Source organism: Massilia sp. Mn16-1_5, from assembly GCF_004798585.1.
In the GTDB taxonomy this organism is placed as follows: Bacteria; Pseudomonadota; Gammaproteobacteria; order Burkholderiales; family Burkholderiaceae_D; genus Telluria.
Window position 1 is genome coordinate 196,761 of record NZ_PPXQ01000008.1, and the last position, 13,592, is coordinate 210,352.

The following is a 13,592-nucleotide window of genomic DNA, read 5'->3' on the forward strand; positions in this document are numbered from 1 at the left end:
TTCTCCAAACGGGTTGATCTTTCACCCGAGTGTAGCCCAAACGTCAGTACGGTTGCGGGACTTCGCGGCGGCAGGCCGGCACGAAGCCCCCACCCGGTTCAAACCGCTTCGATCACCGCCGCCGCTGTAGCCGGCACCAGCGGTTCCGGCCGGTTCTCCGCGCGCGGATTACGCGGATCCTGCGTCCAGTTCATGTACGGCTTGCCGGTTTCCTGCGGCACCATTGCGATGCAGGCCTCGACCGGACAGGTAATTTCGCACAGGTTGCAGCCGACACACTCCTCGCGGATCACCTCATAGCGGCGCGCGCCGTTGTCCATGATCAGCTGGGCGATCGCCTGGTGCGAGGTATCCTCGCAGGCGACAAAGCACTTGCCGCAGCCGATGCACTTGTCCTGGTCGATGTGGGCGATCACCTGGTAATTCATGTCCAGGTATTTCCAGTCGGTCGTGTTCGGCACGGCCTTGCGCGAGAAGGCGGCGACGTTGGCATAGCCCTTCTCGTCCATCCAGCGCGACAAGCCGTCCTTCATTTCCTCGACGATGCGGAAACCGTGCAGCATGGCCGCCGTGCACACCTGCACCGAGCCGGCGCCCAGCGCGATGAATTCGGCGGCATCTCTCCAGTTGCCGATGCCGCCAATGCCGGAAATCGGCAAGCCGGCCGTGATCGGATCGCGCGCGATCTCGGCCACCATGTTCAGCGCAATCGGCTTCACGGCCGAACCGCAATAGCCGCCGTGGGTGCTGGCGTTGCCTACCTGCGGGAATGCGACCATGCGGTCCAGGTCGAGATGGGTGATCGAATTGACCGTGTTGATCAGCGAGACCGCATCCGCTCCACCCGCCAGCGCCGCCCGGGCCGGGGCGCGCACGTCGGTGATGTTCGGCGTGAGTTTCACGATCACGGGTAATCTCGTGTGCTTCTTGCACCAGGCGGTGACCATCTGCACGTACTCCGGCACCTGCCCGACCGCCGCGCCCATGCCGCGCTCGGGCATGCCGTGCGGACAGCCGAAGTTCAGCTCGATACCGTCGGCGCCGGTCGCCTCGACCAGCGGCAGGATCGCCGCCCAAGGCGCTTCCTCGCAGGGCAGCATCAGCGAGACGATCAACGCGCGGTCCGGCCAGGCCTGTTTCACGGCGGTGATTTCGCGCAGGTTGATGTCGAGGCTGCGGTCGGTGATCAGTTCGATGTTATTGAAGCCGATGACTTCGCGGTTCTTGCCGTAGTGGGCCGAGTAGCGCGAGGAGACGTTCACGGCCGGCGGATCTTCGCCCAGGGTCTTCCAGACCACCCCGCCCCAGCCGGCCTCGAAAGCGCGCACGACGTTATAGGCCTTGTCGGTCGGCGGCGCCGAGGCGAGCCAGAAGGGATTGGGGCTCTTGATGCCGCAGAAATCGATGCTCAGGTCGGCCATGCTGCCTCCGCTACGATGTCGTTGTGGATCGCCAGCGCGGCCAGCTTGCCGTGCTGGACCGCCTGCACCGTCAGGTCCTGTCCCAGCGCGACGCAGTCGCCGCCGGCATAGATGCCGGGTACCCTGGTGCGCAAGGCAGCGTCGACGACGATGCGTCCGCCCTCCTGCCACAGGTCCTGGGCCAGGGTATCGAGTTCGGGCGGCGGCGCCATGGCCTGTCCGATCGCCTTGAAGACGGCATCGGCCGCGATCTCGATGAAGGCGCCAGTACGTGCCAGGCGGGCATCATCCATGCGGGTTTCCTCGAAGCGCATGCCGGCCACCCGGCCGGCGTCGTCAAACAGCACTTCGAGCGGCGAGGCCCAGGTTTTGATACGCACGAAATTCGTCTTCGCGATCTCGATCTCGTGGCCGGTTGCGCTCATGGCGTCGAAGCCGCGGCGGTAGACCAGGGTCACCTCGTCGGCGCCCAGGCGTTTCAGTTGTACCGCCATGTCGATCGCGGTATTCCCGGCGCCGATCACGATGGCGCGGCGCGGCACCGGCAGGCGTGACAGGTCGCTCGCCTGGCGCAGGGCGGCGATGTAGTCGGTGGCGGCCATCAGGCCCGGCGCGTCCTCGCCGGTAAGGCCAAGCCGGCGGCTGGCGCCCAGTCCCAGGCCCAGGAACACGGCGTCGAAGCGCGCATGCAGGTCGTGCAGCTGCAGGTTGTCGCCGAGGGCCTGGCCATACTGGATGTCGATGCCGCCGATCGAGAGCAGGAAGTCGACTTCCTGCTGGGCGAATTCGCCGGGCAGCTTGTACTTGGCGATGCCGTATTCGTTCAGGCCACCCGCCTTCGGCCTGGCTTCGAACACGACCACGTCGTGCCCGAGCATGGCGAGGCGGTGCGCGCAGGACAGGCCGGCGGGGCCGGCGCCGACGACGGCGATGGTCTTGCCGGTGGCGGGCGCACGCTGGAACGGGTGGCCGGCGAAGCGCGCGTTGTCGACCGCGTGGCGCTGCAGCAGGCCGATCTTGACGGGCTCGCGCTCGGCGTAGTGATTGCGCACGCAGGCGCTCTCGCACAGGATCTCGGTCGGGCAGACGCGCGCGCAGCTGCCGCCGAAAATATTCGCCTTGAGGATGCCGATGGCGGCGCCGTTGATGTTCTGGTCGTGGATGTTGCGGATGAAGCTGGCGACGTCGATGCCGGTGGGACAGGCACGCATGCAGGGGGCGTCGTAACAGTACAGACAGCGGGCCGCTTCGATGGCTGCCTGGCGGGCCGTGAGTGGCGGCGCCAGGTCCGTGAATTGCGCCGCGAGCGCGCCGTGCGAGTCGGCTGCCGGCGGCAGGTGCTGGAGAGTCTCGATCATGTGCATCCCTGTTGTTGTTGGAGTGCTGGTGTTCGACTGCTTCATGCGGGTGCTGCGGGGTGGTGCTGTTTCTGGTCTTGCCTTTCGTAAGGTGGGCATTCATGCCCACGCGGTGATACATGCCCTTCGATTTGTCGCGCGGCTGATCGTGCCGCAACTATCGATGCGTGGGCGGGGGACCCGCCCACCTTACGATCCTGCGCTTGACGTTTTCGTCGACGCATGCGTTCGCGTGGGCACGGGGCGCCCACCCTACACGGTGACGCCGTTTATTTCATCTGCGGGAAGGCGAACTCGGCGCCGGCGCTTGCGGTGTTCGGCCAGCGCTGCATCACGGCCTTGTGGCGCGTGTAGAAACGCACGCCCTCCGGGCCGTAGGCGTGGTGGTCACCGAACATGCTGCGCTTCCAGCCGCCGAAGCTGTTGAAGGCCATCGGCACCGGCAGCGGGACGTTCACGCCCACCATGCCGACCTGGATCTGCCGCACGAATTCGCGGGCCACGCCGCCGTCGCGCGTGAAGACGGCGACGCCGTTGCCGTATTCGTTGGCGTTGATCAGCTCCACGGCGCTGCCGACGTCGGGCAGTCGCACCACGCACAGCACCGGGCCGAAGATCTCTTCCTGGTAGATGCTCATCTCCGGCTTCACGTGGTCGAACAGGGTACCGCCGACAAAGAAGCCGTTTTCGCGACCTGCTACCTTGTGGCCACGGCCATCGACCACCAGGGTCGCGCCCTGCTCCACGCCCTCGCCGATCAGGCGCTCGATGCGCTGGCGCGCGGCCTGCGTGACGACCGGGCCCATCTCCATGCCCTCGCCCATGCCGTCGCCGATCTTCAGTTTTTTCGTGCGTTCGGCCAGGGTGGCGACCAGCTTGTCGCCGGCGTCGCCGATGGCCACCGCCACCGAGATCGCCATGCAGCGCTCGCCGGCCGAGCCGTAGGCCGCGCCCATCAGGGCGTCGACCGCCATGTCCATGTCGGCGTCGGGCATGACGACCATGTGGTTCTTGGCGCCGCCCAGGGCTTGCACGCGCTTGCCGTTGGCGCTGCCGCGCGCATAGATGTATTCGGCGATCGGGGTCGAGCCCACAAAACTGATCGCCTGCACGTCGCGGTTGTCGAGCAAGGCATCGACGGCGACCTTATCTCCCTGCACCACGTTGAAGACGCCGTCCGGCAGGCCCGCTTCCTTCAGCAGGCGCGCGTGCAGCAGCGAAGGCGACGGGTCGCGTTCGGACGGCTTGAGCACGAAGGTGTTACCGCAGGCCAGCGCCACCGGGAACATCCACATCGGCACCATCACCGGGAAGTTGAAGGGCGTGATGCCGGCGACCACGCCGAGCGGCTGGCGCATCGACCATGCGTCGATGCCGCGCGCGATCTGGTCGGTGAATTCGCCCTTCAGCAGTTGCGGAATGCCGCAGGCGAATTCGACGACTTCGATGCCGCGCGCGACTTCGCCCTGCGCATCGCTGAAGGTCTTGCCGTGCTCGCGCGTGATCATGGCCGCGAATTCGTCAGTGTGCTGCTGGCACAGCTGCAGGTATTTGAACAGGATGCGCGCACGCGCCAGCGGCGGCGTGGCCGACCAGGCCGGGAAAGCGGCTTGCGCGGCGAAGACGGCGGCGTTGACTTCGTCCACGCTTGCCAGGGTCACGCGGGCGCAAGGCTCACCGAGGGCCGGATTGAAAACGTCGGCGTAGCGGTCGCCCGCCGTATCGACCACCTGGCCACCGATGAAGTGGCCGATGATTTCATTCTGATTCATGTCTTGTCTCTTTAGTCCAGGTTTTTCAATACGTTGGTCAGCTTGCCGAACAATTCGTCGATGTGCTGTTTCTCGAGGATCAGGGGCGGCGACAGTGCAATGATATCGCCCGTCGTGCGGATCAGGATGCCGTCGGCAAACGCTTTTTTGAGCGCCTGGTAGGCACGCGCGCCCGGCTTGCCCGGGATCGGTTCGAGTTCGATGCCGGCGATCAGGCCGATGGTGCGCAGGTCGATCACGTGCGGCAGTCCTTTCAAGGCATGGACCGCGTCCTCCCAATAGGCTTGCATGCCCTTCGCGTGTTCCAGGATCTGCTGGTCCTGGAAGGTGTCGAGGGTGGCCAGCGCGGCGGCGCAGGCGACCGGGTGGCCGGAATAAGTGTAGCCGTGGAACAGCTCGATGCCGGCAGGCGCCTCCATGAAGGCGTCGTGGATGAACTTTTTGCTGAATACCGCGCCCATCGGGATCACGCCGTTGGTGAGTCCCTTCGCGGTCGTCATCAGGTCTGGCTCGACGTCGAAATAATCGGCCGCGAATGGCGTCGTCAGGCGGCCGAAGCCGGTGATGACTTCGTCGAAGATGAGCAGGATGCCGTGTTTGGTGCAGATCTCGCGCAGGCGTTTCAGGTAGCCCTTGGGCGGCACCAGCACGCCGGTGGAGCCGGAGACCGGCTCAATGATGACGGCGGCGATGGTCGAGGCGTCATGCAGTGCGACCAGGCGCTCGAGTTCGTCCGCCAACTCGACGCCAAAATCGGGCTCGCCACGCGAGAAGGCGTTCTTGAGCAGGTTGTGCGTGTGCGGCAGATGGTCGACGCCGGTGAGCAGCGGTCCGAAGTGCTTGCGGTTGGGTCCGATGCCGCCCACCGACAGGCCGCCGAAGCCGACGCCATGGTAGCCGCGCTCGCGTCCGATCAGGCGGGTACGCCCGCCCTCGCCGCGCGCCTTGTGATAGGCCAGTGCGATTTTCAGGGCGGTATCGACTGCCTCGGAACCGGAGTTGGTGTAGAAGACGTGGCCGAACTTGTGGTTCGTGTAGTCCATCAGCCGCTCGGCCAGGTCGAACGCGGCCGGGTGGCCCATCTGGAAGGTGGGCGCGAAATCGAGCTGCTTGACCATCTCGCTTACCGCGCTCACGATCTTCGGCTGGGCGTGACCGCAAGGCACGCACCACAGGCCGGCGGTGCCGTCGAGGATCTGGTTGCCGTCCACGTCCTTGTAGTACATGCCTTCGGCCGAGACCAGCAGGCGTGGATCGGCCTTGAAATCGCGGTTGTTCGTGAAAGGCATCCAGAATGCGGACATCGATTCGGGTCTGGACTCGTTCATGCAGGCTCTCCCTTGTTCTGTGAAGCAAAACGATGAGGCAATGATAGCAATGTGCGCGTCGGCGCCCCGAATGTAAAGCTGCGGGACACCGGTCCAAATCGGGTGCGTTGCAAAAATGCAAAAACACCTGCCGATCCGGTAATATAAACGCGCGCCGTGATGCCGTCATATCGATTTGCGTATATGCGAAGTCAGCGGCAACGAAGGAAGCATGCTAAATCAGCCGGCGTGCTGCCAGTGTGAGAATGCTAACGCCTTTGATCTAACGCAAACTCAGCCATCGCGCATAAGCGACTGTGATGCTGAGCGGAGACCGCCATGCCCGAATCGATGCCGCCCGTCCTGACGACCAGCCGCCTGCGCTTGCGGCCGCTCGCTGCCGACGATGGACCTGCCCTGTACTCGATCTTCTCCGACGAGGAGGTGGTGCGCTATTGGTCGCGCAGCGCGTGGACCGACATGGCCCAGGCCGACGAGATGCTTGCCGCCGCCATGCGCGATTACGCGGACGGCAGCGGCCTGCGTTATGGCATCGTGCTCAGCGCAACAGAGGAATTGATCGGCGTCGCCAGCCTGTTCGCCTTCAACCGCGACAACCGTCGTTGCGAAATCGGCTATGTCCTGGGCAGCCGGCACTGGGGCCAGGGTTATGCAAGTGAAGCACTGGTGCCCGTGCTCGACCATGCATTCGGTCCCCTGGGCATGAACAGGATCGAGGCCGACATCGATCCGCAAAATATCGCATCCGGCCGCGTGCTGGAAAAGCTCGCCTTCCGCCGGGAGGGCTATATGCCGGAACGCTGGTTCGTGCATGGGGAATACGCCGACACCGCCTTCTACGGCTTGCTCAGGCGCTATTGGGACGAGCGCTTGCTGTCCCGTTCGTCGGCGGTCGCTGCCGGTTAGCCCATGAAAACGCCGCTTCGTCGGACAAGCCTCGCCGCCGCCGGCGAAGGGTCGTAAAGTGCTTCCATCGACACCCCGCACATGAGGAGCACGTAATGAAAACCACCACTTTCCGATCCTTCGCCGCCGAGCTCGAAGAAGCCGCTGCCAACTGCATGCGCTTCCTGCGCAGCGGCCTGCGCACCTTCTCGGCCCTGCCCTGGCCGGCCCTGCTGCTGGCGGCGATCATTACTGCCTGCGCGATCACCGTCATTCCGCTGGCCCTGATGCTGTTTGCGATCTTCCTCGCCATCAAGTACGCCGTGCTGGCGATTAACAGCGACAAGAACACCCCGCTCGAGGACTGAAACATGCAAGCCAGCCAGATCAACCGGGCACTCGACCTGATGCGCGAAACCTTCGCCGAAGTGAGCAAGCTGTGGTGGGCGTTTTTCGACTGGGTCGCGGTCGTCGACTGGCGCAAGCTGGCCGTCACCTGGCTGCTCGCCTTTGTCTTCTTCGGCATGGTGAATACGCCGGAGCCCGCGGTCTGGTACCTGTTTATCTCGTTCGGCATCAAGGTCCTGGCCGGCGGCAAGCGGCGCGCCGAGCTGGTGGCCAAGGACGCCACCCTCAAAGCCGAGGTCGCTACGCTGGAGCGGCGCCTGACCGAGGCGCAGATGGCGGCCCTGCAGGCCCAGGTCGAACCCCACTTCCTGTTCAACACCCTGGCCCTGATCGGCCGCCTGATCGAGACCGACCCGCCGGAAGCGGCCAAGGTCCACGCCCACCTGATTTCCTACCTGCGTTCGAGCCTCCCGCAGATGCGCTCGAGCGGCGGCGCCACCCTCGGCAAGCAGCTCGAACTGTCGCGCGCCTATCTGGCGATCATGCAGGCAAGGATGAAGGAAAGGCTCGCGGTACGCTTCGAAGTGCCGGACTTCCTCGGCAGCGCACCCTTCCCGCCGATGATGCTGCAGACCCTGATCGAAAACGCCATCAAGCACGGACTGGAACCAAAGATCGAAGGCGGCACCATCACGGTGCGCGCCCGGGTCGAGGTCGCCACTCTGATCGTCGACGTCTGCGACGACGGCATCGGCATCGACCTGCACGCCGACGATGGCGTGGGCCTGGCCAACATTCGTGAACGCCTGCAGCTGCTGTATGGCAACCAAGCCGAACTGGTCATCGAAGCGCCTCCGGGCGGCGGCGCCTGTGCTTCGGTGCGGATTCCGTACAAAATGATGGAGGGAGCATAATGCCGGTCACTGTCCTGATCGCCGACGACGAAGAAGCGATGCGCGAACAATTGCATGCGCGCCTGCTGGAAGTCTGGCCCGAAGTCGAGGTCGTCGCCCTCGCGTCGAACGGCATCGAAGCCGTCGAGATGGCCAATCGCTACCAACCGCAGATCGCCTTTCTCGACATCCGCATGCCCGGCATGGGCGGCATCGAAGCGGCGCGCCAGCTCTACGACCGCTGCCACATCGTCTTCGCCACCGCCTACGACCAGTACGCAGTGGACGCCTTCGAGCACGGCGCCATCGACTACCTGCTGAAACCCGTCACCGCCGAACGCCTCGCTACCACCTGCGAACGCCTGCGCCGCCGCCTGGAAAAAGCACCGCAGGACATCGGGGCACAACTGGCGCAGCTGGGCAGCCTGCTCCAGCAAGGCACAGCGCCGAAGCGCAACTACCTACGCTGGATCCAGGCGCAGGTCGGCGGCAGCCTGCGCATGGTGAGCACACGCGAGATCCTGTTCTTCCAGTCCGACGAAAAATATACGCGGGTGCAAACGGCCACCGCGGAACTTCTCATTCGTAAGACGCTCAAGGAACTGGCGGACGAACTCGATCCGGACGAGTTCTGGCGCATTCATCGCTCGACCCTGGTGCGCGTGGACGCCATCGCCGAAGTCTCGCGCGACCTGCGCGGACGGCAGATGCTGAGGGTGAAGAATTACCCGCAGGAGCTGGAGGTGAGCCGGAATCATTCGCACCTGTTCCAGCAGATGTGAGTCCTCCAGTCGGACGGTTAACGTCCGCAACGCCCCTGACTTGACCGCCCGCCCAGGCCTCCATAGCGCTTTCTCGCCATCCCTGTAGGCACGCAAGTGTTGTATGAACCCGACCCGACAGTGGGCGGGTGGCGACTTGCTTGCCAGTATCGCTCGTCAAAAGTCGCATTGGCTGACTTGCCAGCATTCACCACCTACATCCGAAGCTAGCGCCAGACAGGCGTGCATTCCAATGACAGTGACGTGCGAATGCAGCTCAGGCACGGGCAACTTGCTGCAATAAGGAACTGGGTCAACAATTAATAAGGCCCATGTGCTTTATCGAAAGCAATGAACGCTGGCAATCAATAATTTCCTATTTGACAGAGGCAAGAATAAATTTTCTGATCTTCTTGACTGCCCTCCAAAATGCGGCAAAGATCTTGAACATATAAATTCAGTTACCAATATTGGTAATCAAAAAAATTCTTCGACGAAAATAAATATTTAGCTCGACGATATTATAACTAGGGATGCACTGCTTCCGCAGGGCAAATAGAAACAATCACCAGTGAACGCATCAAACCAATGCGCCAGGCGGCTCGCGCGTTGACGCCGATGCTTTGCCCATTTCAAAAGCACAAGAAAACCGTTTGCAAGTCATTGTCCTGTTCCAGCGGAAGACTGGCTCGCGAACGCACGCGCTCGCGCAACAATCGGCATAGCTGGCGCATGAGAAAAATTCATTCACAACTGCCATTATCACTTTTCATCAACAGCCTACTTTATAAGTTTGTACTGGGGATTCGATCATGCGCTCAATTCAAATTTTTTGCACCAAGCTTTCCACAAAGATCCAGGCATATCGTAGAAACGCATCAAGAACCGGGATTGCCCCACATACTTTTTTCGTACGTCCGAAAAATCTGAATAGACGATTGCAGGCATTCTCAGTATTAGTGCTAGGCGCATTAATATTAAGCGATAAGTTCTCGCATGCACAGGATTCCATCGAGTCAATGTCCTTGAAAACTGTCCCGGTGCCAGGTCCGTCTGCTGCGATGCTGTCGGAGTTTGTGAAAGACAAACAAGCAGTCATCCGGCTCGGGAAAGCACTCTTCTGGGATACCCGGGTAGGCAGCGATAACAAAACCTCATGTGCGACGTGTCACTTTAATGCCGGCGTGGATGATCGCAGCAAGAACCAATTGGATCCGGGAACGTTGCGGCGCTTCCCGCGCCTGGCGCCAAATATGCCCAACCCTGATTCAACGTTTCAGCTCGGCGGTGGGCCGAACTATCAACTCAAGGTCGAGGATTTTCCCTTCACCCGGTATATTAATGAGGCCGACACCAACGGCGCCGGCTCGAAAATATCCGATGTTAACGAGGTCGCTTCTTCGCAGGGTGTCTTTACCGCAAAGTTCAAAGGAATTTCTGGAAATAAACAGAACAGCGCAGACGAGTGCGACGTCGTCCTTGACCATCAGGACGGATTCAGCATAAATAATGTCAATACGAGGCGTGTCGAGCCGCGCAATACCCCCTCGGTCATCAATGCTGTTTTCAACTTCAGGAACTTCTGGGATGGCCGGGCAAATAATATGTTCAACGGAGGAGATCCATTTGGGCTGAGAAATACCGCTCCGCTGATCTGGAAGAGAGAAGCTGGTTTGCTCCGCCAGGTCCACGTCGCGCTCCCGTCGTCTTCGCTCGCATCCCAGGGATCGGGGCCGCCCCTGTCAGGAACTGAAATGAGCTGCACAGGAAGGGCTTTTGTCGCACTGGGCAAAAAGTTATTGAACCAGAAGATCCTGAGCGATCAGACGATATCGCCGACCGACAGTGTATTGGGAAAATACGCGAACGATAAGCCGGTTTATCGCGCCATGATTGCGCAGGCGTTTAATCCGAATTATTGGCAGTCCCCGTCGATCGTACGCTTCACGAATAGTCATGCGAAACGCATCGGCTCGATGGACCTCAAGAATCCTCATCCTTTCGACAATTTCCCGGACACAGACGCCAGCCAAATGGAGGCGAATTTCTCCCTCTTCTTCGGTCTGGCAGTACAGTTGTACCAAGCGACGCTGATTGCAGATGATAGCCCCTTTGACCGCTATGCCGAAGGCAAGGGACAGTTGTCGGAACAGCAGAGCAAGGGCCTCATCATATTCCGTGGAAAAGGTCAGTGTATCAACTGTCACGGAGGAGCAGAAATGACCAATGCATCCTTCCGCAATGTCATCAATCAACGTCTGGAAAAAATGACGATGAAAAACGGGTTGATAAAGACATATGACAACGGTTTTTATAATATCGGCGTCAGGCCGACAAGCGACGACATCGGCATTGGCGGGGTTGATCCCTTCGGTAACCCATTATCGGAAAGTATGTTTTTCGCCAAGTCTGCTGCCAATGCTTCGTTGCTGGGGAATGGGTTTGATCCGCGCAAGTACGAGCAACCTGCAACGGACAAGGTCAGCGTCAATGGCGCCTTCAAGACTCCTGGCTTACGCAATGTGGAGTTGACCGGGCCGTATTTCCACAATGGGGGCAAAGCCACACTGATGCAGGTTGTCGACTTTTACAACCGGGGTGGCGATTTCGCCGAGGAGAACAAGGATGACCTGGCGCCGGATATACGGCCGCTCAACTTGAGCGAGGACGAGAAGGAAAGCCTGGTCGCGTTTCTCGTGTCGTTGACGGATGAGCGTGTCAGGTATGAAAAAGCCCCGTTCGATCACCCGTCCTTGTGCATGCCAGATGGACACCCCGGCAATACCAAGACAGTCACGAACAGCGGGAACGGAAATGCGACCGATGTGAGTCCTTTACGGTGCCTGAAGGAAGTCGGGGCTGCCGGAAGCACCAGGAAGATCGCTCCATTCCTGGGCTATGGCGTCCTTCCCAAGCAACGGTGATGTCGATTCCAAACCAAAGGATGCGCAACGACGTCGACTGGGATAGACAAGCTTGCTCGAATGCCGTCCGGACGAAAACAACAAAGCGCCGCACATCGATGTGTACAGCGCTTTTGGTCGAGCAATCGGCGAGCGTGCCGCAACACGCGGCCTGTATTTCCTTACACGTTCAGATCGCGTCCGCCAAACGCGTTCGGCAACTGCTCCGCCGCCGTCGTCTCGAAGACATCGCCCTTCAGGTTGGTCAGCACCACGGGCAGCTCGTTCCCGCCCAGTTCCAGGACGACCTGGCGGCAGGCGCCGCAGGGAGCGATCGGGCCGTCGGTCTGGCCGATCACGGCCAGGGCCGTGAAGTCGCCCGGCTTGTAACCATGGGCGATGGCGCTGAAGAAGGCGGTGCGCTCGGCGCAGTTGCACAAGCCATAGGACGCGTTTTCGATGTTACAGCCGCGGAAGATGCGGCCGTCCTTGCATTCGAGGGCGGCGCCGACCTGGAAGTTCGAGTATGGCGTGTAGGCCAGCTCGCGCGCGGCTTTCGCTTCGGCGATCAGTTTTTCGTATTTCATGAGGCCTTACTCCGGACGGATGGTGCGATGGATCATCGGCGCGGCCGCGGTTTTCTCGGCGCCGATCTGGTAAGCCGCCTGCACCTGGCGCACGGCCTGCTCGGCCGCTTGCTGGGTGCGGGCGTGCACCATCGCCAGCGGCTGGCCGACGTCGATCTTGTCACCGAGTTCGACCAGGTTCGTCAGGCCGACGGCGAAGTCGATCGCATCCTGGGGACGCACGCGGCCGCCGCCCAGGGCGACGACAGCCAGGCCGAGGCCGCGGGTGTCGACGGCGGTGGCGTAGCCAGCCTGGGTGCTCGGGACCGGCACGATGACCGGCGCGGTTTCGAGATAGGCGTCCGGCTTGTCCATCAGGTCGGCCGGGCCGCCCAGTGCCGTCACCATGCGCGCGAAGCGTTCCGCCGCCTCGCCCGAATCGAGGGCCGCCTGCAGCTTGGCGCGCGCCTCGCCGTCGTTGGCGGCCAGGCCCGAGATGACCAGCATCTCGGCGCACAGCGCCATCGTCACTTCGTGCAGGCGCGCCGGGCGTGCCTTACCGGTCAGGTAGTCGATCGCGACGCGCACTTCGACCGCGTTGCCGGCGGCGTGGCAGAGCGACTCGTCCATGCCGGTCAGGATGGCCGAGGTGCGGGTGCCGGCGCCGTTGCCGACGCTGACGATGCTCTCAGCCAGTTCCACCGATTTTTCATAGGTCGGCATGAAGGCGCCATTGCCCACCTTGACGTCCATGACCAGCGCGTCGAGGCCCGCCGACAGCTTCTTCGAGAGGATCGAGCCGGTGATCATCGCTACCGATTCCACGGTCGCCGTGGTGTCGCGGATGCTGTAGAAGCGTTTATCCGCCGGCGCCAGTTGCGCGGTCTGGCCGATGATGGCCACGCCAACTTCCTTGACCACTTTGCGGAACAATTCCGGATCGGGGACGGTGCTGTAGCCCGGGATCGAATCGAACTTGTCGAGCGTGCCGCCGGTGTGGCCGAGACCACGGCCCGAGATCATCGGAACGAAGCCGCCGCAGGCCGCGATCATCGGACCGAGCATCAGCGAGACGACGTCGCCGACGCCGCCGGTCGAGTGCTTGTCGACCACCGGGCCCGGCAGGTTCATCGACTTCCACTCCAGCACCTGGCCCGAGTCGCGCATCGCCAGCGTGAAGGCGACGCGTTCGTCCATGTTCATGTCGTTGAAGTAGACGGCCATTGCGAGGGCCGCGATCTGGCCTTCGGTGACCGTGTTGTCAGGGATGCCGCGGACGAAAAACTGGATTTCTTCGGCAGTCAGGATGCCGCCGTCGCGCTTTTTGCGGACGATTTCTTGGGGGAGGAACATGGGA

11 protein-coding genes are annotated in these 13,592 nt (G+C 62.0%); 5 read left to right on the plus strand and 6 right to left on the minus strand.

Annotated features, from left to right (window positions below):
• Positions 1–98: 98 nt before the first annotated feature.
• The 4 genes from preA to C2862_RS11720 all read right to left on the minus strand — a co-directional run bounded on the left by preA (position 99) and on the right by C2862_RS11720 (position 5,879).
• Positions 99–1,421: an NAD-dependent dihydropyrimidine dehydrogenase subunit PreA gene (preA, locus tag C2862_RS11705; RefSeq protein WP_136220297.1), complete on the minus strand. Its 1,323-nt coding sequence runs from the start codon at positions 1,419–1,421 to the stop codon at positions 99–101.
• A complete protein-coding gene (locus C2862_RS11710; protein WP_136220298.1) occupies positions 1,409–2,779 on the minus strand; it encodes an NAD(P)-dependent oxidoreductase in 1,371 nt (456 codons plus the stop codon). Before C2862_RS11710 ends, preA begins: the two co-directional genes overlap by 13 nt.
• A 269-nt stretch (positions 2,780–3,048) precedes the next feature.
• Complete coding sequence (locus tag C2862_RS11715) at positions 3,049–4,551, minus strand: CoA-acylating methylmalonate-semialdehyde dehydrogenase (protein WP_136220299.1); 1,503 nt, start codon at positions 4,549–4,551, stop codon at positions 3,049–3,051.
• Positions 4,552–4,562: 11 nt separating this feature from the next.
• On the minus strand, positions 4,563–5,879 hold the full coding sequence (locus C2862_RS11720) for an aspartate aminotransferase family protein (protein WP_136220300.1): 1,317 nt from the start codon (positions 5,877–5,879) through the stop codon (positions 4,563–4,565).
• A gap of 318 nt (positions 5,880–6,197) precedes the next feature.
• On the opposite strand from C2862_RS11720, the gene C2862_RS11725 reads away from it, so the two are divergent.
• From C2862_RS11725 to C2862_RS11745, 5 genes are all read left to right on the plus strand, one after another.
• Positions 6,198–6,785 (plus strand): GNAT family N-acetyltransferase, encoded by a 588-nt coding sequence (locus C2862_RS11725; RefSeq protein WP_136220301.1) that lies wholly within the window; start codon positions 6,198–6,200, stop codon positions 6,783–6,785.
• A gap of 95 nt (positions 6,786–6,880) precedes the next feature.
• The gene (locus tag C2862_RS11730; protein WP_136220302.1) at positions 6,881–7,132 is read left to right on the plus strand and encodes a hypothetical protein; all 252 of its coding nucleotides are present in this window, start codon (positions 6,881–6,883) and stop codon (positions 7,130–7,132) included.
• Positions 7,133–7,135: 3 nt separating this feature from the next.
• Positions 7,136–8,026, plus strand: a complete 891-nt coding sequence (locus C2862_RS11735; protein WP_136220303.1) for a sensor histidine kinase — start codon at positions 7,136–7,138, stop codon at positions 8,024–8,026.
• Positions 8,026–8,787, plus strand: coding sequence for a LytTR family DNA-binding domain-containing protein (locus C2862_RS11740; protein ID WP_136220304.1), 762 nt, complete (start codon positions 8,026–8,028; stop codon positions 8,785–8,787). The genes C2862_RS11735 and C2862_RS11740 overlap by 1 nt, the downstream gene beginning before the upstream one ends.
• 1,055 nt (positions 8,788–9,842) lie before the next feature.
• On the plus strand, positions 9,843–11,690 hold the full coding sequence (locus C2862_RS11745; RefSeq protein WP_168710047.1) for a cytochrome-c peroxidase: 1,848 nt from the start codon (positions 9,843–9,845) through the stop codon (positions 11,688–11,690).
• 161 nt (positions 11,691–11,851) lie between these two features.
• On the opposite strand, the gene C2862_RS11750 is transcribed toward C2862_RS11745, so the two are convergent.
• Positions 11,852–12,256, minus strand: coding sequence for a cytidine deaminase (locus tag C2862_RS11750; RefSeq protein ID WP_136220306.1), 405 nt, complete (start codon positions 12,254–12,256; stop codon positions 11,852–11,854).
• Positions 12,257–12,262: 6 nt separating this feature from the next.
• Positions 12,263–13,588, minus strand: coding sequence for a thymidine phosphorylase (deoA, locus tag C2862_RS11755; RefSeq protein WP_136220307.1), 1,326 nt, complete (start codon positions 13,586–13,588; stop codon positions 12,263–12,265).
• Positions 13,589–13,592 lie beyond the last annotated feature (4 nt).

Coding starts and splice junctions, on each gene's coding strand:
- C2862_RS11735 (WP_136220303.1), top strand. CDS start 7,136: ATGCAAGCCAGCCAGATCAACCGGGCACTCGACCTGATGCGCGAAACC.
- deoA (WP_136220307.1), bottom strand. CDS start 13,588: ATGTTCCTCCCCCAAGAAATCGTCCGCAAAAAGCGCGACGGCGGCATC.
- preA (WP_136220297.1), bottom strand. CDS start 1,421: ATGGCCGACCTGAGCATCGATTTCTGCGGCATCAAGAGCCCCAATCCC.
- C2862_RS11725 (WP_136220301.1), top strand. CDS start 6,198: ATGCCCGAATCGATGCCGCCCGTCCTGACGACCAGCCGCCTGCGCTTG.
- C2862_RS11710 (WP_136220298.1), bottom strand. CDS start 2,779: ATGATCGAGACTCTCCAGCACCTGCCGCCGGCAGCCGACTCGCACGGC.
- C2862_RS11720 (WP_136220300.1), bottom strand. CDS start 5,879: ATGAACGAGTCCAGACCCGAATCGATGTCCGCATTCTGGATGCCTTTC.
- C2862_RS11715 (WP_136220299.1), bottom strand. CDS start 4,551: ATGAATCAGAATGAAATCATCGGCCACTTCATCGGTGGCCAGGTGGTC.
- C2862_RS11740 (WP_136220304.1), top strand. CDS start 8,026: ATGCCGGTCACTGTCCTGATCGCCGACGACGAAGAAGCGATGCGCGAA.
- C2862_RS11750 (WP_136220306.1), bottom strand. CDS start 12,256: ATGAAATACGAAAAACTGATCGCCGAAGCGAAAGCCGCGCGCGAGCTG.
- C2862_RS11730 (WP_136220302.1), top strand. CDS start 6,881: ATGAAAACCACCACTTTCCGATCCTTCGCCGCCGAGCTCGAAGAAGCC.